The sequence below is a fragment of the Salegentibacter sediminis genome (genome assembly GCF_002078605.1).
Classification (GTDB): Bacteria; Bacteroidota; Bacteroidia; order Flavobacteriales; family Flavobacteriaceae; genus Salegentibacter; species Salegentibacter sediminis.
Genome location: NZ_MSJR01000002.1, coordinates 60,304 through 82,554, shown reverse-complemented (window position 1 = coordinate 82,554; position 22,251 = coordinate 60,304). Strand labels below are relative to the sequence as shown.

The window sequence follows — 22,251 nt, the reverse complement described above, 5'->3', positions numbered from 1 at the left end:
TTATTCTTTTACTAATACCCCATGTGCCATGAAAGACCTGGTTAATGCGGGTTCATTGATAAGTGTTATTTCTTCAGGGGTTTTCCCTGCATCTTTTGCATAATGTTTTTGATTTTCAACCGAAACTTCCTCCAGATAGGCCTTTCCGGCGACGATCACTTCCCTGTCTTCAATATCTTTAGGAACAAAAAAACCGTAATCCTTAAAGCTAACCCGCACTTCTTCCCCAGGCAATTCCAGAACCATCCAACACCCTTTCATCTTGCATAGGCTTTTTACTTTGGTAGAAAATTTAATATTTAAGGTATCGCCAGGTGTCAAAGATTCAAAATGATTTTGTGCAGCCAGAGGTCCCAGTGCGTTTTCCGATGAAATTTTCTCCCCGTAAATAGCGTATGACCCGTCTTCAGAATAATTTTGAGCAAAATTCATATTCCAGCAGAAAATGGCCAAAAACAAAGCGATTACAGAAAATAATTTATTCATCATACTTAGGCTTAGGGGAATTAGCAAAAAACTAATTTACCAAAACTTTTGATTTTTATTCTGCCAATATTTCGGTAAATTTGTTAACTAAATTTAAACCAATGAAAACCAATACTTCCTCTCTCGAAATTATAAAATCTCCTACCTCTAAACTTGATCAAACAAAACTGGATAAGCTCGTGTTTGGTGAAATCTTCACCGATCATATGCTGGAGTGTGATTATGAAAATGGAAAGTGGAAGACCCCAAAGATTAAACCCTATGGCCCCATAGAGCTTATGCCTTCGGCCAAGGTTTTCCATTATGGGCAGGCGGTTTTCGAAGGAATGAAAGCTTTTAAGGATGAAGAGGATAAAATCTGGCTTTTTAGGCCCGAAGAAAACTTTAAACGAATAAACATATCGGGTGCAAGGCTTGCTATTCCTGAATTTCCGAAGGAGTATTTTTTCAATGGTCTTGAGGAATTATTAAAATTAGATAAAGAATGGATTCAGAAAGGTTTCGGCAACTCCCTTTATATCCGGCCTTTTGTGATCGCTACCGAAGAGTGCGTTTCTGCTGCACCATCTACCAAATATAAATTTATGATTATTTGCTCCCCGGCCCAGGCTTATTACAGCGGCGAGGTAAGAGTGAAATTTTCTGAAACTTTTAGTCGTGCTGCCGATGGCGGGGTGGGATATGCCAAGGCTGCCGGTAACTATGCTGCGCAGTTCCATCCAACCAACCTGGCAAAAGAAGAAGGCTTCCAGCAGATTGTTTGGACCGATGCCAATACTCATGAATACCTTGAGGAAGCAGGAACAATGAATATTTTCTTCAGGGTTGGAGATAAATTACTCACTGCACCAACCAGCGACAGGATCCTGGATGGGGTGACCCGTAAGAGCCTTATTACTCTGGCCGAAGATTTTAATATTGACGTGGAAGTGAGAAAAGTAAGCGTAAAGGAAATTGTTGAGGCTGCCAGAAACGGGGAACTCAAGGAAATGTTTGGTGCCGGCACCGCAGCTGTGATCAACCCAATTGTTGGCTTTGGATACAAAGGCGAAAAATTTGAACTTCCAAAATTAGAGGATACTTACGCAAGTTTCTTTAAAGACAAACTAATGAAAATTCAGTATAACCAGGCAGAAGATAAATACGGCTGGAGATACGAAGTAAAATAGTCCTTTTTTAAAATTTTACAGGGATTCTTAGAATTCGGTCCAGCTCCGGCTTTCCTGATGCATTGCCATTTTTAAGCAATAAATATCCGTTTTCGGTATCCGGCTTTTTAAAATCTATACTGCCTTTAAAGGCTACAAATTCCTCGGTCATCCAATTAGAACCTACCACTTCTATGTAGCTTCTGCCAAGAGATCGAAAATTACCATCAAGAAGTTCCACGGGAGCTGTGGCTTCAAAAAACCAGTTCCCGCGTGCTTCTCCTTTAATTTCCAGAGGAGATTCTATCGTTTTTCCCCTAACCGCCAATTCAATCTTTATTAAATCGGAAATTTCTTTGCGATCATAATTATCCCGGGAGAACCAAAGACTTTTAATAATTCCATCGATTTCCTGTTTGGATTTTTCTTCCACCTTTCCAAAATATAAAATCTCATCTCCGCCCAGTGGGTCGCATTCTTCCATAGGTATCTCCTTATTCGCCGAGGATTTACATCTGGCTTCGAAGTCCCGCACTTTATACCTGACAAATATTCCGCCATATTCACTCCAGGTCTCTGGAGGAGTAGCAAACCGAAGATACAAACCCCACAGCTCTCCATTATTCAGTAAATAAACCCGGGATTTTTGTTTATCAATCTCAAAAGAAAGAGGCAGTGGGTTGCCGAATTCCTCCAAAGATTTTTGAACTCCTGATGGGCCGTCTACCCCATAGCCCCTGGGTAAAAATGAAATATAGGCATTTCCGAAATCTTCATGAATAACAAATGGAGGCTCCCCCGGATTATTTTTTCGGAAGACATTTATTACCGGAGCCTTCCCCGGAAGACTATCCTCTATAACTTTATAATTATCAGGATATTCAAACCTCAGCTGAAAATCTGGAGAACTATAATTCTTGAGAGACTCTCCATCAGGAGTAGTTTCAGTTTTTTCGGTCTCCGGCTCTTTTTCTGATTTCTCTTTACAGGAGGAGAAAATCAGCAAAACCAGTAAGATATAATAAGTGTATTTCATGATTTTAATATTAATAAAAAGCAGAAGCATTCGGGAAAACTTTTTATTTGAACCCCTGCCTATTTTTATAATTTAAAAGTTTCCCTTTTGTCCTGCATAAGTTGAGAAGATAAAACTATAAAAATGTAACTTTGTCACAAATTATTAAGCATGTTTAGCACCGGTCAATTAATATTTGCTGCCCTCTTCCTTATTGCATTTGTTGCAATAATCACTTTCTCCTACCGGAAAGACACAAAGCTGCATAAAAAGTATTACAAAGGCAGTATTTACGTATTAATTGGTTTTATTGCTTTTATTATTCTTCTTTTTTTTCTGAAATCCTGGCTTGGTCATTAATCTAACCGGGAATAGGCAATTTTGGTTTGTTAAATTCTTTATCTTAGCAGTATAATCAACCACTGCCAAAATGAAAATATTTAAATACCTACTCTTTTTACTTCTTATAATTGTAATTGCCGGCTCAATTTATATCGCAACCAAAGACGGAGAATATCACATAGAAGAAACCCGAATAGTTCCGGCGCCGGCAGAAGTGGTTTTTAATGAAGTGAATGAATACCATAATTGGCGAAACTGGGAACCCTGGTCGCTGGAGGCAGAAGATATGGTGATTGAATATGAGGAAAAAACCCGGGGGAAAGATGCCGGCTATTCCTGGAAGAGTGAAAAGATGGGAGATGGCAGGATTAAAACCCTGGATGCAAAACCCTTTTCCAGCATAGAACAGCAAATAAGTTTTGATACGCCTTTTGGTACCTCCACCAGTAAAATTTACTGGGAATTCAACGCCATGGAAATGGAAGATAGCACCAAAGTGACCTGGGGAATGAAAGGTACCCAAAGTTTTATGGAAAAACTTGCTTTTAGTTTCCAGTCCGAGACCTTAAGTGGGATGATGAGGCCAAAGTTTAGAAAAGGCCTGGAGAACCTGGAAAATTCTGTAATAAAGAAAATGGAAGAGTTTTCCATCAATGTAGATGGAGTGATACAGCATGGAGGAGGTTATTATATGTACACCACTACAGCTACAAAAATTTCCCAGGTTAATCAGCGGGTGCAAAAAATGATCGCAGATGTAAGAACCTATATGGAAGAAAATAATATAGAAATAAGCGGAAAACCTTTTACCCTATACAACGAAAGGGATGAAAACGCGGGCACAGCAATTTTTTCGGCCGGGATCTTTACCCCGAGTCAGGTGGTAACGCCCAATAACAGCCAGATACTCAACGGCAATCTTCCAAATCAAAAAGTACTTAGAACAAGCCTCAAGGGAGACTATAAGAATCTGCAGGATGCCTGGAATACTGCTTACGACTATATGCAAGAACACGGTCTGGAATTAAATGAGGAGGAAGATGTTTTTGAAGTATATATCACCGGACCTGAAAGTAATCCAAACCCGGCAGAGTGGGTCACACAAATTCATATTCCGATTAAATAGTTTTAATGGCTAAACAAATTATCCTTGTTTTTTTAGGTGGAGGCCTGGGCAGCGCTTTAAGGTTTTTGATAACCAAATACCTGAACAAGGCTCATTTTAGCATTCCCTACGGCACTCTTAGCGTAAATATACTTGGAAGCCTTCTCCTGGGAATAATTCTTGGTTGGGCTATAAAGAACAACGCCCTGAATTCAAATTTCAATCTTGCACTTGCTATAGGCTTTTGTGGCGGCTTTACTACTTTTTCAAGCTTCGCTTTTGAAAATCAGTCCCTTCTAAAGTCGGGAGATTATCTTCATTTCATTATTTATACCCTGGGGAGTATCATCCTGGGAATTCTCGCTATAGGTTTAGGGCTATTATTCTCTAAATCGATATAACCCCCTTTAATTCTCATACGAATTTCACAAAAACAACACTTTTATTCATATAACCCTTAAATTTTATAGGGGTATTTATAATATATACATAAAAATAGACACACCACCCCCTGTTTTTACTCTTCTGAAAGATTATTTTTATACTTTTGGTTCAAATCAACAGTCGGTTTGAACTTATCAAATAAGCATACCGGCTATTTATTCAAAGCACGCATGAAACCATGCGAATTACATAAAACCATAAAAAAGACAAGAAAAATCTTCCTATGAAAAAGATTGAAGCAATAATCCGAAAATCGAAATTCGACGAGGTTAAGAATGCTCTTCAGCAAATAGATGTGAATTTCTTCACCTATTGGGATGTCACCGGAGTGGGAAATGAAAAACACGGCAAGGTTTACCGTGGAGTTGCCTATAGTACGAGCGATATTCAAAGACGCATGCTTTCTATGGTGGTTAGTGATGATTTTACCGAAGCCGCGGTAAACATCCTTTTAGAAACCGCTTATACCGGGAATGTGGGTGACGGGAAAATATTCATTTCTCCAGTCGAAGAAGTTTACAGAATACGAACCAGGGAAACCGGAATAAAATCTCTTAATTAATATGGACTACGCTGTTTTTACCACCAATAATTTGTGGATGATGATCTGCATTGCCCTTGTATTTATTATGCACCTGGGCTTCTCCCTACTGGAAATCGGACTTACCCGTGCAAAAAATACTATTAACATCCTCTTTAAGAATGTGATGATCCTCATTATCGGGATCCTTTCCTATACCCTTGTTGGGTTTAGCCTAATGTACCCGGGAGAAACTTTCTCAGGAGCTGTATTCGGATTTTCTAATTTGGGTTTGCTTTTACCCTCTAATGGACTCTCAGCCGATTATGCTGATGGCGCCTATACTTTTTATACCGATTTCCTGTTTCAGGCAATGTTTGCAGCAACGGCAGCCACGATTGTCTCTGGCGCAGTAGCCGAACGCATTAAACTTTCAAGTTTTTTAATCTTTTCCATATTGTATGTTGGTTTTATCTACCCCATAACCGGAATGTGGAAATGGGGCGGCGGTTTTCTGGATACCATTGGTTTTTACGATTTTGCCGGTTCTACCCTGGTTCATTCTGTGGGGGGCTGGGCCGCCCTGGTAAGTATTATTTTATTAGGCGCCAGAATTGGAAAATTTAAAGAAGGGAAGATAAGTGTGATTCCCGGCCATAGTATTCCGCTTGCAACAGTTGGGGTCTTTTTACTTTGGTTTGGCTGGTTTGGTTTTAATGGCGGCTCTGTTCTTTCTGCCGATCCTGCCACCACCTCGCTCGTACTGGTCACTACTTGTATTGCCGCTTCTGCCGGAGGCCTTGGAGCCTTCGTGGTCTCCTACCTGAGATATCGCGACAATGATTTGAGTATGATTCTGAACGGAGTTCTTGGAGGATTAGTAGGAATAACTGCCGGAGCCGATCTAATGGGGGTTATAGATGCTCTCGTTATAGGTTTCATTGCAGGAGTGCTTATCGTCTTTGCCGTGGCATTTCTTGATAGTTTAAGGCTGGACGACCCGGTAGGTGCTATTTCGGTACACCTGGTCTGCGGAATATGGGGTACTCTGGCAGTAGGTATCTTCGGAGAATTAGCAGGCTGGTCGCAATTACTGAATCAGTTTATAGGAATTTTTAGTGTAGGCCTGTTTTGTGTTGCCTCTTCGTTTTTTATCCTTTTCGGATTAAAGAAAAGTATAGGTCTACGGGTTACAAAAACTGAAGAAATAGAAGGCCTTGATGCTCATGAGCATGGCACAGCAGCCTATACCAGTCTTGGAATGAATGAAAGCTGATTAAAACTTCTTTTCCCCGGCAGAAATAGGAATTTCCAGATGATTTTCCTTCGGAACCATGGGACAGGAATATTTCCCACTATACGCACAATATGGATTATATGCTTTATTGAAATCTAAAATAATGGAATCACCCTCCGGTATCCTTAAGTCCAAATACCGTCCGCCGGAGTAGGTGGTTTCACCATTCGTGAGATCTGTAAAAGGAAGAAACAAATAATCATGATATTCAGGATCTGAAGCTAATTCCTGATTCTGATAACAATTTAATTTATATGTCTTGCCATCAAGGCTGAAGTAAATCTCGGCATATTTTCGGTATAACGGAAGTCGGGAAGTTGTGGTACGCATTGCAAATAAAGGCGTGTCTGGAGTTCTTACAAAATTAGCTTTTAAGCTGAATTTAGCATCGATCCCAAAGTAAGTGAGTTGTTTAAATTCCCGAAAATCTTTTTCTTCAAGGGGAGATTCTTCTTCGGTTGCAAATTTTAAGTCTATCGCCTCACGGTGTTTGAGTATTTGCTCGTAATAATCCTGCTTCTGGGCTGCACAAAGATCACAGAAAACCAAAAGCAGAGAAAAAACTACAAACTTCATTTAAAGGAGTGGTTATAATATTTTGATTCTCCCAGGTATTTTTTGATTAAATCATTGTACTCCTGGCTCAATATTAGATCAAGAATCCCCTCAATATCATAGAGCGCATCGATGTTTTTATACCCGGTTCTTAACAGGTCCTCCAGATACATCAAGGCTGTTTGATGATCCCCATCGTGTCCTGCGAGAGAAATAATTTTCAAATATGCTTCAGGATCTTCTTTATCCAGGGCAGTTCTCAATACACTCACAAATATTTTGGTATCAATCCCCGCCTGGCTTTCCATGATAATATCGAAATGACTTAGAGAAAGTTCCCTCAAAAAATCCTGTAACCTGGTATAGATTTTTTTTTCGGCGGGACTGCCTTTCTCTGCGAGTTCCTGAAGTTCTTGTATTTGGTATTCCCACCACCCGATATTTTCAAAATTAGTGCTAAGTATATCCATCTCCATCAGGTAGCGATATTCCTCCTGTTTTTCAGCCTCCAGATTCTCTGCCCTTCTAAAATCTCTTCGTTGTTGCCTATAAGCTTTATTACGTTTTAAAGACTTCAAACGATCTGTCACCTTATCGGAATTGACATTAAAAAGGGCGTACTTATCTTCCATCTGTTCCAGTTTTTCGTAGGCCCTAAGATAATCTCTCTGGCGGCGTAGCATCTCAGTAGACTCCAATTCTTTCTCAAATAAACGCTGGATGAATACCTGGTCTTTTTCTCTCAGGCCTTTTGCCATTGCATCTAAACTAAAAGCAGAAACAGCATTATTAAGCACAAAAGTATCGGGCCATTCCTTATTATTACCATCGAAATAATTAATTTCAGTGGGAAACTTTTTCTGTTTATAAAAATCTACAAAAGCCTGTAGGCCAAATAGGCCCGCATCTTCATCACCTGCTACGGCACTAAAGAAAAAAGGCTTCATCTTATCGGTTAATTCAGGGTTCACCCAGGCATCGCCAACTGCAAGTACTCCACGAATATCCTGGTAAATTAAAGGTGTGGCCGAGGCGAGTTCAGCGCCTTCCTTTAATCCGCCAACGTATACCAAGTTTGGATTTACGGGTATTGAGATTAATAATCGGGTTATAAGTCTGTTAGCAACCTGTAGGTTAGTTTGCAATGGAGTTTTATTTAAAACTTCATTAGATGCTGCAATGATATAACCTTGCTCCTCGGCAATACTTCTGAAGAGCTGGGTAGTAAGTCTACCACGCCCCTGCGGATCAAAAATAACCAGGGTCGGCCAGGTCTCGCCATTTTCAAAATCTTGCGGAATGTAAAGTGAAAAGGTTTCAGAAATACTATCCTCCACCTTAAGGCTGTCTACCACTCTCCCTTTGGATATAACTGTCTCCTGTGACCAGATTTGACCAAAAAAAAGAGTACCTATTAAAATACTTAATAATAAACCTTGTTTCATATTAAACCTTTACTATAAAGATACACAATTTGAAATTTAATATTCTTCCATAAAAAAAGCTTTCCTCTTAATTAGAGAAAAGCTTTTTTTTTGGGGCAGAATTTAATTCTTTATTTATTTTTCACTCGCTGAAATTTCATTTTTTCAGAAGGAAAGATCAATTTAGCCAGAAGGGATATCACCAATAAATCGGCGAATATCAAAAATAATACTCTCACTACTTCAATTCCCGAGAAGCTAAGGCCGGTAAAGCCTATGAGCCCCGTCACCACTGCCAGTATTAAAAAAATTGAACTATATTTTCTCATAACTTTTTTTATTGTTTGTTGTATACAAATCTAAGCACAGATCAGTCGTATAAGTATTAAGAAAATTACAATTAATCCCTATTTAACTAAAAGTATATGCAGGGCGTAAAAATACGTTAAGGATTCTTAGTAAAGGTGTTTTTTTTAACAAATGTAGAGCATCCTTCTTTAAAATCTTATTAACCCAACCGTCTCTTTATAGGAGCATGCTCAATTACATTGGAGAGAATAATATGAGTTTTTATTTCGCCGTAGGTAATTAACCTATCGATAAATTCGGTGAGATGAACCTGGTCATAAAGCACAACTTCCATGATGATATTCTCGTTCCCTGTTATTCGATAACAGTTAACCACCTCGCGGAATTCAACTACTTTTTCCAGAAATGGTTTTAACCGGCCCATAAAAGCTCTTAGGGTAATTATTGCCTTTAACTGATGCCCCGTTTTATGATAAGACACTTCGGTTTTATAACCGGAAATAACCCCTGCATCTTCCATTTTTTTAACTCTTTCTGCAACCGCGGGAGAGCTTAGGCCTATTTCCCGTCCGATCTCAGAAAAAGACCGACGTGCATTTTTTTGAAGCTTTTCCAGGATAGCCCAGTTTAATTCATCAAGCTGCATTTTTAATTATTTTATAATTTATTCTTTAAAATCAAAGATAAATTAAATATTTAAGTTTAAAAACTAAAGATGAGACTGCAATTTACATGGTAATTTTAAATAAAAAATAACCAGGATATGGACTCCGCATTTCCCAACAACACTTATCATCTTCCAGTTTATAGAAAAGCTCTTGAGATCTTTAAGATTTCCAGGGCTATCGCGGCCTATTTTTCTGATGATAAGCACGTTATCGAAATGGGTTTTTCAGCTAATCCACAACACTTCCAGGCGGGTACTCTGGTAACAGAATCTTTGCAGCTCGCTCCAGGAATTGCCTCGGCAGCCTCTGCCCCTAATTCAGATTCAAGGCTGCAACGTGTTAAAAATATCAGAGCCGTTGCCAAAAACCTTAAATATCTTTGTAGAAAGCTTGAAACCTGCGGGGTAAAAGAGGTGGAATTTCTGAACCTGCTTCGTAAGGAAATCCATCTTTTCGATAAAATGGTTTCCGATTGGCTCCAAAATCACAAGGCTTAGCTCTTAATCAAAGAAAGCTAAATTTATTCCCTGGATCAACATGTTGGTTCCGATTATCGCGATAATCAATCCCATAATTTTCTCGATAACTATAATCTTGTTCTGGCCTATAAAGCGCACCAGGTAATCGCTGGAAATAAAAGCCAGGTGATTGAGAAGCATAACGAGCCCAAATACCACCACTAAAATTGCCATATCCAAATAACTGGCTGTTGTAGTATAGTTCATGGCTGTTACAATGGTACCGGGACCTGCCAAAATTGGAATTGCCAATGGGGAGATAGAAATTCCCTCGTTGAAATCTATTTCGGTTTGGTTATCAATACTGGATTGCTGCGCTCTTATCATTTCAAAACCAACAAAAAATACCAAAATACCCCCGGTGATTTTAAAGGCAGGAATAGTAAGTCCGAAGAATTCAAAAATGTATTTTCCCAGAATTATAAAACCGGAAACAATAACAAATGCGGTGAAGGTTGCCTTCTTGGAAATATGTTTCTTCCTGCTCCTGTCGGCCTGTTTAGTAAGGCTCATAAAGATTGGAATATTTCCCACCGGATTATTGATGGCGAAAAACGCGGTAAATACCCCTATGGCAAACAACCAAAAATTTTCCATAGTTTTATCCTTTAGACACTTACGAAGTTACAGGTTAATTTTAAGAAGCTGCAAAACTAATCTGAAAATTCAGAGTGACAAACTAAAAGAACTAAATTTTAATTTAAAAATAGGTTCCTGTAAGAAAACGAAAAACGGCATAGTACCGGAGATTTTTTTGAGAAGCGATACATTAAAGATCCTTGCCAAATTTGCCGGTACCCAGGGGGGGGCAGATCTTTGAAGAGCTTTCTTTCTCCCGAAGATATGAAGTCATAAAAAATCCCGGAAAACAGGTTACCGGGATTTAATTATTTATAAGCCCCTCGTGCAATATCCTGAGCGCTGCGTTTTTGAAAAGCGTCACCCAATTAATAATAGATCCCACTTCGCATTGCTCATCGGGATAGACCTCTCAAAACCACTTGGTGGCTCAATAGATCCCGATATCGCATCGCTCATCGGGATAAGCAGCCTGCACCTTTTTCTCTGCCTTCCAGTTGAGAAAAAGGGCGATCTGCTTACATATTTCTTCTATACTGCCCTCCAACTTCAAACATCGCCTGACTAATTTGTCCCAGGGAACAAACTTTGGTAGCATCCATCAGCACCTCAAAGAGGTTTTTGTTATTTACCGCGGCTTCTTTTATCTTATTTAAAGCAGCCTGTGCTGAGTCTTCTTTGGCTTTATGAAGCGTTTCTAAGGTTTTTATCTGGTGTTGCTTCTCTTCTTCTGTCGCTCTTATCACTTCTCCCGGAGTAACCGTTGGTGAGCCGGTAGAACTTAAAAACGTGTTCACTCCAATGATTGGAAACTCTCCGCTGTGCTTTAAAGTCTCGTAATACAGACTTTCTTCCTGTATCTTTCCACGTTGGTACATAGTTTCCATTGCACCAAGTACTCCTCCCCTTTCGGTGATACGATCAAATTCTAAGAGCACTGCTTCTTCTACAAGATCTGTTAGTTCTTCAATAATAAAAGATCCCTGGATTGGGTTTTCATTTTTGGCCAAGCCTAATTCTTTATTGATGATTAGCTGTATAGCCATTGCTCTTCTTACCGAAGCTTCAGTTGGCGTGGTGATGGCTTCATCGTAGGCATTGGTATGTAAAGAATTACAGTTGTCGTAAATAGCGTAAAGCGCCTGCAAGGTGGTCCTGATGTCATTAAAATCGATCTCCTGGGCGTGAAGTGATCTTCCGGAAGTCTGGATGTGATACTTCAACATCTGAGCACGAGAGTTGGCTCCGTATTTCAGTTTTAAAGCTTTAGACCATATCTTTCTGGCAACTCTACCAATCACGGCATATTCAGGATCAATCCCGTTGGAGAAGAAAAAAGACAGGTTAGGCCCAAATTTATTGATATCCATTCCCCGGCTCAGGTAATATTCCACGTAGGTAAAGCCATTGGCCAGGGTAAATGCCAGCTGGGTAATGGGATTGGCTCCTGCTTCGGCAATATGATACCCCGAAATGGAAACCGAATAAAAATTGCGCACTTTCTCCCTGATAAAATATTCCTGAACATCCCCCATTAAACGCAAAGCGAATTCTGTAGAGAAAATGCAGGTGTTTTGTGCCTGATCTTCTTTCAGAATATCGGCTTGCACTGTACCACGAACCACGCTAATGGTTTTTTCCTTTATTTGTGAATAAACATCAGCGGGAAGAACCTGGTCTCCGGTTAATCCAAGAAGCATCAGGCCGAGGCCATCATTGCCTTCTGGAAGTTCCCCACGATAAACGGGCCTGTCTATGTTTCTGTCGTCGTAAAGTTCTTTAAGTTTAGCTTCAACACTATCTTCGAGACCGTTTTCCTTAATATATTTCTCACATTGCTGATCGATAGCAGCATTCATAAAGAACCCGAGCAGCATAGGAGCCGGGCCGTTAATGGTCATACTCACCGAAGTAAAAGCATCGGCAAGGTCAAAACCAGAGTATAATTTCTTCGCATCGTCCAGGCAACAGATGGAAACTCCTGAATTCCCGATTTTACCGTAGATATCAGGACGATGGTCCGGATCGTTTCCGTAAAGGGTAACCGAATCAAAAGCTGTTGAAAGTCGTTTTGCCGGCAGCCCCAGACTCACATAATGAAAACGCCTGTTGGTTCGCTCCGGTCCACCTTCTCCGGCAAACATTCGGGTAGGATCTTCCCCTTGTCGCTTAAAAGGATATAACCCAGCCGTAAACGGGAATTCTCCGGGAACATTTTCCTGCAGGCACCATTTCAAAATATCACCCCAGGCCCTATATTTCGGAAGGGCAACTTTAGGGATTTGAGTATGGGAAAGCGATTCGGTATGGGTGTCTATTTTTATCTCTTTGTCCCGAACCTTGAAGCTATAAACTGGTTCCCGATATTTAGTAACCTTTTCCTGCCATCCCAGAATCGTCTCCCAGTTATAAGGATCGAGATCCATCTTCATTCTATCGAATTCGGCAAATAATAGCTTTACCAGGTTTTTCTGTTCCTCACTGGTATTTTCAAGTATCTCCTTCTGGTCAATTCCGTGTTTTGTCAGGAATTTATCCTGATCTTTATCCAGTTTCATTCCTGAAACCGATTCAATGGTTTTGAAAATACCATAGAGCTTTTGGGCCACCTCAGCCTCGCTGGTAGCCTTCTCATCATAAGCCCTGTTATTTTCAGCGATTTCTGAAAGGTAACGGGTGCGTTTTGGTGGGATAACGAAAATTTTCTCGCTCATTTCTGCGGAAACTTCAAAGTCTGAGTTAAGGTCAACTTTGGTTTTTTCCACTATCTTATCCATAATCTCGCGATACAGCGTGTTCATTCCCGGATCATTGAACTGGGAAGCTATAGTACCAAAAACCGGAAGATTATCAGGTTTCTCGTCCCAAAGCTGGTGATTGCGTTGGTATTGTTTCTTTACGTCCCGTAAGGCATCCTGCGCCCCGCGCTTATCGAATTTATTGATGGCCACCAGATCGGCAAAATCAAGCATATCGATTTTTTCCAGCTGGGTTGCAGCCCCAAATTCAGGAGTCATTACGTATAATGAAACATCGGAGTGATCCATAATTTCTGTGTCACTTTGCCCAATTCCTGAAGTTTCCAGAATTATCAAATCGTATTCTGAAGCTTTTAAAACCTCCACGGCTTCTGCTACGTGTTTCGAAAGAGCTAAATTAGACTGTCTTGTAGCCAGAGAGCGCATATACACCCGGGAATTATTGATCGAATTCATCCTGATGCGGTCTCCCAAAAGCGCCCCCCCGGTCTTTCTTTTTGAAGGATCTACGGAAATTATCCCGATATTCTTATCGGGGAAATCCAGCAGAAACCTGCGAACCAGTTCATCTACCAGGCTTGATTTTCCTGCACCTCCGGTACCGGTAATTCCCAGTACGGGAATTTCGCTATTTTTCAAATGTTTTCTTAGCGGTTCAAAATGCTGAAGGAAGGAATCGTGTTTATTTTCAGCAAGAGATATCAGCCTTGCAATAGTATTAACGTCTTTATTTTTCAGTAATTCCGATACAGATTTTTCAGAATTAAGATCGGCATGAGCTTCATCAGCTATTTTCACCATATCATTTATCATCCCCTGAAGACCCATCTCACGTCCGTCATCGGGAGCATAAATGCGGGTAATCCCATAATCCATTAACTCCTTGATCTCTTCCGGAAGAATTACTCCACCTCCACCACCAAAGATCTTGATGTGGCCAGCGCCTTTTTCCTGGAGCAAATCGTACATATATTTAAAATACTCGATGTGACCGCCCTGGTAGGAAGTCATAGCGATAGCCTGTGCATCCTCCTGGATCGCGCAGTTCACGACCTCTTCAACACTTCGGTCGTGACCAAGGTGGATCACCTCCACCCCTGTAGATTGGATGATGCGTCGCATGATATTAATTGCGGCATCGTGACCGTCAAAAAGAGAAGCAGCGGTTACAATTCTTATTTTATTTTTAGGTTTATATGGGCTCTGTTGTTCCATTTGTAATGATATCGATTTTTAGGTTCCGCAATTTACGAAAATCGCAAAGAAATAAGACTTGGATTAACATTTTTCAGGATTCAGAGAGGGATCATCAAATATTAGGTTTAAAGGGCTCTTCAGGCTTTTCTAATATTCACAAGAATTTTATTGATACCTTTGAAACAAAATCCAGATTATGAAGAAGTTTTTTGTCCTGCTTAGTATTTTTAGTTTTTATTCCTGTGCGGAATTACAGCAAATAGCCAGTGAGTACCCGATAGGAGTTACCGACACCGAAATAGCTTCCGGCCTGCGCCAGGCTCTGGATTATGGCATCGATAAACAGGTTACCAAACTCACCGAGGAAGATGGATTTTACAGTAATGAACTCGTAAGAATCGGTCTTCCGCAGGAATTGCAGAAAGTAGATAAAACCCTAAGAGATGTTGGCCTTGGTGCGCTGGCCGATGAAGGCCTTAAGGTGCTAAACCGTGCTGCAGAAGATGCTGTAAATGAAGCTACCCCAATCTTTGTAAATGCGGTGAAAGAGATCACTTTCTCAGATGCCCGAAATATCCTTCTGGGTAGTGAGAATGCTGCCACGGTATACCTCACCAATAAAACCGAAGATCAACTCTATTCCAGCTTTAATCCTGTAGTTAAACAATCCCTTGATAAGGTGGGAGCTACAGAGGTTTGGCGCAATATTATTAACAGATACAATAACCTGCCATTAACCAATAAAGTAAATCCCGATCTGGTAGATTATGTAACCACAGAAGCTTTGGAAGGGGTTTATACCATGATCGCCATAGAAGAAAAGGAGATCAGGGAAAATGTGTCTGCCAGAAGTACTGCCCTGTTAAAAAGGGTTTTCTCGCTTCAGGACTAACTCCATCTCACTAAATCTGCGGGTTTATTTTAATTTTTTAACAAATCCAGTGACAATAAAGCTTATTTTACAATAAACTTAACCAAAGCTTGGCAATCCTTAAGCAAGCCTAAATCTATCTTTGTAGGCGAAAGGAAGATGCTATGTTTAAGATTTTTGAAACAAGAACAAAAGAAGAATGCATGTGCGATAAGTATAAACAACTTATGCATCGTGCCTATAAAGTAGCTTTAACCGATAAAGAAGAAAGTGACAGGTTAAATGCTAAAGCCAGAAAAATACTGAACGAACTCCAAAGAATGGAATATGATAAAATAGACCATTAATCGGTCAGGTTTTTAAAATAATCTATTGCGTCTAATAAACGGGACCCATACCAGCTAAAATACTCCCCGTCCACCAATTTTATTTCCGTTCCAGCCTCTTTAAACAAGTCAATATGTTTTTCAGAAAAAGGATAGGGCTCTGAAGACAATAAGATTAAATCAGGTTTTTTTGTTTTTAATTCTTCCAGGCTCGTAACCGGGTACCGGTCTTCTTCATAAACATTTTCAAAATTATTCAATTTCAGGAGAGTATCGATAAAGGTATTTTTCCCAGCAACCATCAATGGTTTCTTCCAGATAAGATAAGCCACTCTTTTTGTCGCTTTTCCCTTTTTTAAATTCTTTAAAACCGAAATTTTCTTCTGAATGGATTGCAGCATTGTTTTAGCCAGCTCTTCCCGGTTAAAAACCTGCCCGTACTGAAGCATCATTTTAAAGGCATCTTCAATTTCAATGATATTAGATACGTGAACAGGGGCAATGGCTTCCAGGGCTCCCACCATTTCAGGAGTATTCTCCTCTTTATTACATAAAATAAGATCGGGCTGTAGGTCCTTTATCCTATCCATGTGCACCTCTTTGGTTCCGCCAACAATCTTTTTTGTTTTCCGGAGAAAAGCAGGATGCACACAAAATTTGGTGATACCCACCAGGGATTCTTCCAGACCCAGATCGAAAAGAAGTTCGGTTTGGCTGGGCACCAAAGACACCACGCGCTGGGGAATGCCATCTAATACGATCTTTCGTTGAAGTTGGTCCCGCAATTCCATAAAAAGAGAGTTTAAAGTTGCCTCATTTCCTCGGCCATCTGCCGTTGGAGAATTTCTGCTTTGGCTCCCGCTATTTCCGCAAAATTAGAGGATTCGGATGCATAAATTATCTTTCTCGATGAGTTAACCAAAAGGCCAACGTTTTTATTCAAGCCGTATTTACAAACATCTTCAAGCTTTCCGCCCTGGGTGCCTACTCCGGGCACCAACAAAAAATTTTCAGGAATTATCTTCCTAATCTCCGATAGAAATTCGGCTTTTGTGGCTCCCACCACATACATAAGTCTCTCGGCATTTTCCCAGGTTTGGGAAACGCGAATCACTTTTTTATATAACTCCTCCCCATCGGTTTGAAGATTCTGAAAATCGGCGGCACCCTCATTAGAGGTTAGCGCCAGGAGAATAGTGTGTTTATTTTCAAATTCAAGAAAAGGTTCTACAGAATCCTTTCCCATATAAGGAGCCACCGTCACCGAATCAAAACCGAGATCTTTCAGGAAGGTCTTGGCGTACATTCGGGAAGTATTCCCTATATCCCCCCTCTTGGCGTCTGCAATTGTATAAATCTCGGGATATTCCTGGTGCAAATAATTTATAGTCTTTTCCAGGGCTTTCCAGCCGTCTACCCCTTCAGCCTCATAAAAAGCGATATTTGGTTTATAAGCCACGCAAAATTTATGGGTAGCATCGATAATAGCTTTATTAAAACTAAAAATAGGATCCTCTTCAGAAAGAAGATAAGTAGGTATCTTTTCCAGATCAATATCCAGGCCTACACATAAAAAAGATTTCTTCTTAAATATTTGTTCGGTAAGTTCTTCGTTGGACATTGAAACTGGGTTTTAGGGGGATTTAAATTTTTATTGGTGGTTTACATTAATGCTAAAAAAGAGACCTCCGCCTGCGCGAAGGTGACTTTTTAAAATACATCAGAATTCTCTTTGAGCTTTTCGGTGTTTTCTACCAGTTGTAACTCATCGATTATCTTCTGGATATCGCCATTTATAATATTTCCGAGGTCGTAAAGAGTTAAATTGATACGGTGATCGGTTACCCTACCCTGGGAATAATTGTAAGTTCTAATCTTGGCACTTCGGTCTCCGCTGGAGACCATAGAGTTTCTTTTGGCAGCATCAGCTTCCTGCTTCTTGGCGAGCTCCATTTCGTACAAGCGAGAACGAAGTACCCTAAAGGCCTTTTCCTTATTCTTATGCTGAGATTTCTGGTCCTGGCACTGAGCAACCAATCCGGTTGGTTCGTGAGTAAGTCGCACCGCCGAATAAGTGGTATTCACCGACTGGCCACCAGGACCTGAAGAACAGAAATAATCTATTCGTACATCTTTTGGGTCGATTTCCACATCAAATTCTTCAGCTTCCGGCAAAACCATTACCGTAGCTGCCGAAGTATGCACCCGGCCCTGGGTTTCGGTTTGCGGGACACGTTGTACACGATGTACTCCCGCTTCAAATTTTAAAGTTCCGTAGACATCTTCGCCGGTAACCTCAAAGATCATCTCTTTAAAACCACCGCTGGTTCCTTCGCTAAAGTCAACAATGTTATGCTTCCAGCCTTTACTTTCAATATATTTGGTATACATTCGATAAAGATCTCCCGCAAAGATACTGGCCTCGTCCCCACCGGTTCCGGCACGAATCTCCATAACGACATTTTTCGCATCGTCGGGATCTTTAGGCACGAGCATCATTCGTATTTTCTCTTCCAGTTTGGGAAGCTCTTCTTTTGCCTCTTCCAGCTGCATCTTGGCCATCTCGGTCATTTCGGCATCACTGCCATCGGAAATAATCTCTTCGGCTTCCTTGATATTGTTGGTGAGCTCCATATATTTTTCGCGCTCATCCATAAGGGCCTTGAGATCCTTATATTCTTTATTTAATTCTATATATCGCTTTTGGTCGGAAATCACATCCGGTTGAATGATAAGATCATTCACCTCATCAAAACGCTGCTTTACTATGTTAAGCTTCTCAATCATATAAACCTCACTGATTTTAGGTTAGCAAATTTACGATATTTTAGGCGATTTAGGCTAATTGAAATTTTAAGCTGTTTGCGTCTTTTCTGAAATGAATAAATCTCTCCCACGAATATATTTCCTAACTTTAAAAACAGTATTAAAACTACCGGTTTGTTTCTAAAATTCAGATTGTTTTTCGTTTTCTACCGCAAATTCTTATTTGTGAGTATAATTTTGAATGCTTTCCTGGTTTTTTTGGGAAATCCGGCAGAGGTCACATTACTTCTCAAATTTTTTCTTTTTGCAGGTTTGTTTGCCTGGTTTAGATTTACTCCAGAAGAGGATCAACTTATATTTTATAGAAATTTTGGAATTAGTCCGCGGTTTCTTTTGGCCGGTTGTTTTATTTCAGAATTTTTACTAACCGCCTTTTCTTACAAATTTTTCAGACTGCTTTATGGTTTTTGAACTGGAAAACATAGAACTGAGTTTTGGAGAAAAGAACATCCTCTACGGAGTTTACCTAAAGGCCGAGACGGGGAAAGTAACCGGCCTTTTGGGTACTAACGGTTGCGGAAAGACTTCGATGCTTAAAGTTTTCTTCGGAAATCTCACTGCTAACAATCAGCTGGTGAGAGTAGATGGAAAGGGCTATCTCAAAAAATTTTACCGAACGGGGATGGTAAAATTTCTCTCACAGAAAAACTATCTGCCATCACATATCAGATTAAAAAAGCTCTTTAATTTTTTTGAAGTTAACTGGATTGAATTTGCTAAAACTTTCCCGGAACTGGCTTCAAAGCAAAAACAAAAGATAGGCGAACTTTCAGGGGGTGAAAAAAGACTGGTAGAAACCTGGTTGATCATAAAATCTAATGCAAAACTGGTACTACTCGATGAGCCGTTCACGCACCTGGCTCCGGTGTATATTGAAATTATAAAAAAGGAAATATATCGGGAAAAGCAGCATAAAGCCTTTGTGATCACAGATCATCTTTTTAGAGAAATCCAGGAAATTGCCGATGAGCTTTATTTTTTACAAAAAGGCTGCACCCAACTTGTCAAAAATTCAGGCCATTTGGAGGAACTGGGTTATATCAACCCAGATCATTTAAATTAAAAGTTATTTTAATACTCAAATTTCCCGAATTCACTTTGTATGGTTAGTTTTTTCTCTTCGGAAGCTTCTACCCTACCTACAATTTGCGCATCTACATTGAAGGATTTGGAGATTTCTATAATTTCTGAAGCAATAGCCTCATCCACATAAAGCTCCATCCGGTGGCCCATATTGAATACCTGGTACATCTCTTTCCAGTCGGTTTTGCTTTCCTGCTGAATGAGCTTAAACAGCGGTGGTACCTCAAACAGGTTATCTTTAATAATATGTAGGTTTTCAACAAAATGGAGGATCTTGGTTTGTGCTCCGCCACTGCAATGCACCATCCCGTGAATTTCCTTATTGTTGAATTTTAAAAGGATCTTTTTGATTACAGGAGCATAAGTACGGGTAGGTGAAAGCACCAGTTTCCCCGCATCAAGCGGAGAATTTTCCACCTTATCGGTAAGTTTCTTTGATCCGGAGTAGATCAAATCTTCGGGAATTCCATTATCGAAACTTTCCGGATATTTCTCGGCTAAAATCTTGGCGAAGACATCGTGTCGCGCCGAGGTGAGCCCATTACTCCCCATTCCGCCGTTATACTCTTTTTCATAGCTTGCCTGTCCAAAGGAAGAAAGGCCAACGATCACATTCCCGGGTTTAATATTGGCGTTATCGATCACCTCGCTGCGTTTCATACGTGCGGTTACGGTAGAATCTACAATGATTGTACGCACGAGGTCACCTACATCGGCGGTTTCGCCCCCTGTGGAATGGATTTCCACACCAAATTCTTTTAAATCTGTAAGCAGTTCTTCGGTCCCGTTAATTATAGCAGAGATCACTTCTCCGGGAACCAGGTTTTTGTTTCTCCCGATTGTGGAAGAAAGCAGGATATTATCAATTGCCCCAACACACAACAAATCATCGATATTCATGATGAGCGCATCCTGGGCGATACCTTTCCATACCGAAAGATCTCCGGTTTCTTTCCAATACATATATGCGAGCGAAGATTTGGTTCCGGCGCCATCGGCATGCATGATGAGGCAGTAATCTTTATCCCCGGTGAGATGGTCTGGGACTATCTTGCAGAAGGCCTGCGGAAACAAACCTTTGTCTACATTCTTAATTGCGTTGTGAACATCCTCTTTTCCGGCTGAAACCCCTCTTTGGGCATAGCGTTTACTGGTTTCCTGACTCATGTTGTTGTGTTGAAGACATCAAAGATAAACAGTTTAAATCTTCCAAAAAACTAATTAAAATAAAAAAGCGGCAGCCCGTTAAACAGACTACCGCTCCCCCCGTAAAATTCATTTATTCCCAATCGGGCATTTTTGCTCCCTCAATCAACTCAAACCTATGAGAACCATCAGAATCCTGATCTTCCAAATACGCGGTATATATATTGTTTTGAGACACGCCATCATTAGAGGTGTTGACGAAAATTATCTCTGCTTCATTAGGCGAAAACCGCGGATCTAGGTCGTTTGTGCCTTCCAGTTTACCTCTACTGTAATTCTGGACTGATGAGCTTTCTAAATTGTAAATAAAAATATGAGAATCTAACCTTCTATAATCTGAACTTTCATATCCGGAAATATCTCTGGTAAATAACAGCAGTTTATTATCTACAGAAAGATCCAGGCCTCCTACTGCCCCATCTACATTTGAAAGTACGGTTTTGACCTTATTACCTTGCGGATCAATTATATAAATCTCGGCCTCATAGCCGCTGGCATTATTTACCAGAAGAGCCATATTTCCATTTTTTTCGCTTACATCCACTTCAGTGATAAATTTACCTTTTGGTTCCTGGTAAATTAGTTCAGTATCGTTTCCGTTCACGTTTACTTTATAAAGTTTCGAAAAATTAGGATAAACCAAACTTGCTCCATCATCAGCCCAGGAAAAATCAAGTTGTTCCAGATTAAATCCGTTAACCGGAATATTACCGGTAACGCGGGTTTGCTGTGAACCATCCAGGTTCATCGTATAGAGGTGAGTTTGGTTTGATTCAGTTTTTAAATATGCTATTTTATTGGTTCGGAGATTTTTTCTCGGTCTAAAACTGTTTACTTCAGAAGAAGTGAGTTGATATTCGTTCTCATTTGGGTCCATGGCATAAATCACATTATTGCCATTAACCGATTTTACATAAAAAATTCTGGACTCGGGATGTTCTAAGGTAGTAAAGGATTTAACCTCACTCATCACAGGGTTATTAACGCTATCACTCACTTTCACCTGCCAGAAATATTTATATCCATAATTAAGGCCTTCCAGCCTAAAGATAGTATCCTGGATATTGTCATATTTAAGAATGTCGTCATCCCGGTTATTACGGATTTCTAATTCATAAGTTAAACTGTCGGTATCGGGGTCACTAGCCTCCCAGATTAAATCTAATTCAAGAGATTGACCTTCAGCATTATCTTCAGGAGTAATCAATTTTGGTGGATTTGGAGCCCGGTTGTTTCCGGTTCCTTCTGCCATTTCAATTACTACGTTAGAAGTGGCTCCTGTGGTAACAGCCACCCCTTTAAAACTCGTAACGTAGCCGTCTGCCTCTGCTTTAACAGAATAAGAATTCACCAAAATATTTTCGAGGAGAAATTCTCCATTTTCATCGGTAAATACCGTTGTAGATGCCGGAGTGGTAGTAATTTCGACTTCCTCTATAGGCTCTCCGGTAGCTTTAGAAATTACCAGCCCGGTAACCGATCCTGTTAATTCTTCACCAATCGTGTCTTCGGAACAGGCCTGAAAGATTCCTAAAACCGAAAGAAGTAATAATTTATATATGGTTTTCATTTT

General features: G+C 40.2%; 23 protein-coding genes. 10 read left to right on the top strand and 13 right to left on the bottom strand.

The genetic code is table 11. From position 1 onward, the window contains the following. Window positions 1–489: a DUF4920 domain-containing protein gene (locus tag BUW93_RS04665; RefSeq protein WP_081209677.1), complete on the bottom strand. Its 489-nt coding sequence runs from the start codon at window positions 487–489 to the stop codon at window positions 1–3. A 98-nt stretch (window positions 490–587) separates the two neighbouring features. Here BUW93_RS04665 and BUW93_RS04660 point away from each other — a divergent pair, with 98 nt between their 5' ends. Beyond that, window positions 588–1,655 carry a branched-chain amino acid aminotransferase gene (locus BUW93_RS04660; RefSeq protein ID WP_081209675.1) on the top strand — a complete coding sequence of 356 codons (1,068 nt, stop codon included), beginning with the start codon at window positions 588–590 and terminating at the stop codon, window positions 1,653–1,655. Between the two features lie 7 nt (window positions 1,656–1,662). On the opposite strand, the gene BUW93_RS04655 is transcribed toward BUW93_RS04660, so the two are convergent. After that, complete coding sequence (locus tag BUW93_RS04655) at window positions 1,663–2,670, bottom strand: Gmad2 immunoglobulin-like domain-containing protein (protein WP_157893283.1); 1,008 nt, start codon at window positions 2,668–2,670, stop codon at window positions 1,663–1,665. Window positions 2,671–2,820: 150 nt separating this feature from the next. Here BUW93_RS04655 and BUW93_RS15070 point away from each other — a divergent pair, with 150 nt between their 5' ends. From BUW93_RS15070 to BUW93_RS04630, 5 genes are all read left to right on the top strand, one after another. Further along, on the top strand, window positions 2,821–3,009 hold the full coding sequence (locus BUW93_RS15070) for a hypothetical protein (protein ID WP_081209671.1): 189 nt from the start codon (window positions 2,821–2,823) through the stop codon (window positions 3,007–3,009). Between the two features lie 70 nt (window positions 3,010–3,079). After that, window positions 3,080–4,117: an SRPBCC family protein gene (locus BUW93_RS04645; RefSeq protein WP_081209669.1), complete on the top strand. Its 1,038-nt coding sequence runs from the start codon at window positions 3,080–3,082 to the stop codon at window positions 4,115–4,117. 5 nt (window positions 4,118–4,122) lie between these two features. After that, window positions 4,123–4,497 (top strand): fluoride efflux transporter CrcB, encoded by a 375-nt coding sequence (gene crcB / locus BUW93_RS04640; RefSeq protein ID WP_081209667.1) that lies wholly within the window; start codon window positions 4,123–4,125, stop codon window positions 4,495–4,497. 266 nt (window positions 4,498–4,763) lie between these two features. Next, on the top strand, window positions 4,764–5,102 hold the full coding sequence (locus BUW93_RS04635) for a P-II family nitrogen regulator (protein WP_081209665.1): 339 nt from the start codon (window positions 4,764–4,766) through the stop codon (window positions 5,100–5,102). A gap of 1 nt (window position 5,103) precedes the next feature. After that, on the top strand, window positions 5,104–6,336 hold the full coding sequence (locus tag BUW93_RS04630) for an ammonium transporter (protein WP_081209663.1): 1,233 nt from the start codon (window positions 5,104–5,106) through the stop codon (window positions 6,334–6,336). Here BUW93_RS04630 and BUW93_RS04625 read toward each other — a convergent pair whose 3' ends face one another. From BUW93_RS04625 to BUW93_RS04610, 4 genes are all read right to left on the bottom strand, one after another. Further along, a complete protein-coding gene (locus BUW93_RS04625) occupies window positions 6,337–6,933 on the bottom strand; it encodes a DUF1684 domain-containing protein (RefSeq protein WP_081209661.1) in 597 nt (198 codons plus the stop codon). It lies immediately after the preceding gene. Next, window positions 6,930–8,357: a hypothetical protein gene (locus BUW93_RS04620; protein WP_081209659.1), complete on the bottom strand. Its 1,428-nt coding sequence runs from the start codon at window positions 8,355–8,357 to the stop codon at window positions 6,930–6,932. Before BUW93_RS04620 ends, BUW93_RS04625 begins: the two co-directional genes overlap by 4 nt. 110 nt (window positions 8,358–8,467) lie before the next feature. After that, on the bottom strand, window positions 8,468–8,665 hold the full coding sequence (locus BUW93_RS04615) for a DUF1328 domain-containing protein (protein ID WP_081209657.1): 198 nt from the start codon (window positions 8,663–8,665) through the stop codon (window positions 8,468–8,470). Window positions 8,666–8,844: 179 nt separating this feature from the next. Next, a complete protein-coding gene (locus tag BUW93_RS04610; protein ID WP_081209655.1) occupies window positions 8,845–9,291 on the bottom strand; it encodes an Lrp/AsnC family transcriptional regulator in 447 nt (148 codons plus the stop codon). A gap of 117 nt (window positions 9,292–9,408) precedes the next feature. Between BUW93_RS04610 and BUW93_RS04605 the strand changes: the two genes are divergently transcribed. Next, entirely contained in the window at window positions 9,409–9,810 is a 402-nt protein-coding gene (locus BUW93_RS04605; RefSeq protein WP_081209653.1) for a hypothetical protein, read from the top strand. A 3-nt stretch (window positions 9,811–9,813) separates the two neighbouring features. On the opposite strand, the gene BUW93_RS04600 is transcribed toward BUW93_RS04605, so the two are convergent. Further along, the gene (locus tag BUW93_RS04600) at window positions 9,814–10,428 is read right to left on the bottom strand and encodes a MarC family protein (RefSeq protein ID WP_081209651.1); all 615 of its coding nucleotides are present in this window, start codon (window positions 10,426–10,428) and stop codon (window positions 9,814–9,816) included. A 500-nt stretch (window positions 10,429–10,928) separates the two neighbouring features. Further along, window positions 10,929–14,384, bottom strand: a complete 3,456-nt coding sequence (locus tag BUW93_RS04590; RefSeq protein WP_081209647.1) for a methylmalonyl-CoA mutase family protein — start codon at window positions 14,382–14,384, stop codon at window positions 10,929–10,931. A gap of 178 nt (window positions 14,385–14,562) precedes the next feature. Between BUW93_RS04590 and BUW93_RS04585 the strand changes: the two genes are divergently transcribed. Beyond that, the gene (locus BUW93_RS04585) at window positions 14,563–15,258 is read left to right on the top strand and encodes a DUF4197 domain-containing protein (RefSeq protein ID WP_081209645.1); all 696 of its coding nucleotides are present in this window, start codon (window positions 14,563–14,565) and stop codon (window positions 15,256–15,258) included. Window positions 15,259–15,401: 143 nt separating this feature from the next. After that, the gene (locus BUW93_RS04580) at window positions 15,402–15,584 is read left to right on the top strand and encodes a Lacal_2735 family protein (RefSeq protein WP_081209643.1); all 183 of its coding nucleotides are present in this window, start codon (window positions 15,402–15,404) and stop codon (window positions 15,582–15,584) included. On the opposite strand, the gene BUW93_RS04575 is transcribed toward BUW93_RS04580, so the two are convergent. The 3 genes from BUW93_RS04575 to prfA all read right to left on the bottom strand — a co-directional run bounded on the left by BUW93_RS04575 (window position 15,581) and on the right by prfA (window position 18,350). Then, window positions 15,581–16,354: an ABC transporter substrate-binding protein gene (locus BUW93_RS04575; RefSeq protein ID WP_081209641.1), complete on the bottom strand. Its 774-nt coding sequence runs from the start codon at window positions 16,352–16,354 to the stop codon at window positions 15,581–15,583. The genes BUW93_RS04580 and BUW93_RS04575 overlap by 4 nt on opposite strands. A gap of 11 nt (window positions 16,355–16,365) precedes the next feature. Continuing rightward, window positions 16,366–17,184, bottom strand: coding sequence for an orotidine-5'-phosphate decarboxylase (gene pyrF / locus BUW93_RS04570; RefSeq protein WP_081209639.1), 819 nt, complete (start codon window positions 17,182–17,184; stop codon window positions 16,366–16,368). A gap of 89 nt (window positions 17,185–17,273) precedes the next feature. After that, window positions 17,274–18,350: a peptide chain release factor 1 gene (prfA, locus tag BUW93_RS04565; protein WP_081209637.1), complete on the bottom strand. Its 1,077-nt coding sequence runs from the start codon at window positions 18,348–18,350 to the stop codon at window positions 17,274–17,276. Between the two features lie 439 nt (window positions 18,351–18,789). Here prfA and BUW93_RS04555 point away from each other — a divergent pair, with 439 nt between their 5' ends. Further along, the gene (locus tag BUW93_RS04555) at window positions 18,790–19,452 is read left to right on the top strand and encodes an ATP-binding cassette domain-containing protein (protein ID WP_081209633.1); all 663 of its coding nucleotides are present in this window, start codon (window positions 18,790–18,792) and stop codon (window positions 19,450–19,452) included. Window positions 19,453–19,460: 8 nt separating this feature from the next. Here BUW93_RS04555 and BUW93_RS04550 read toward each other — a convergent pair whose 3' ends face one another. Both BUW93_RS04550 and BUW93_RS04545 read right to left on the bottom strand, forming a co-directional pair. Then, entirely contained in the window at window positions 19,461–20,639 is a 1,179-nt protein-coding gene (locus tag BUW93_RS04550; protein ID WP_081209631.1) for an AIR synthase related protein, read from the bottom strand. 112 nt (window positions 20,640–20,751) lie between these two features. Then, the gene (locus BUW93_RS04545) at window positions 20,752–22,248 is read right to left on the bottom strand and encodes a carboxypeptidase regulatory-like domain-containing protein (RefSeq protein ID WP_081209629.1); all 1,497 of its coding nucleotides are present in this window, start codon (window positions 22,246–22,248) and stop codon (window positions 20,752–20,754) included. Between the last annotated feature and the right edge of the window lie 3 nt (window positions 22,249–22,251).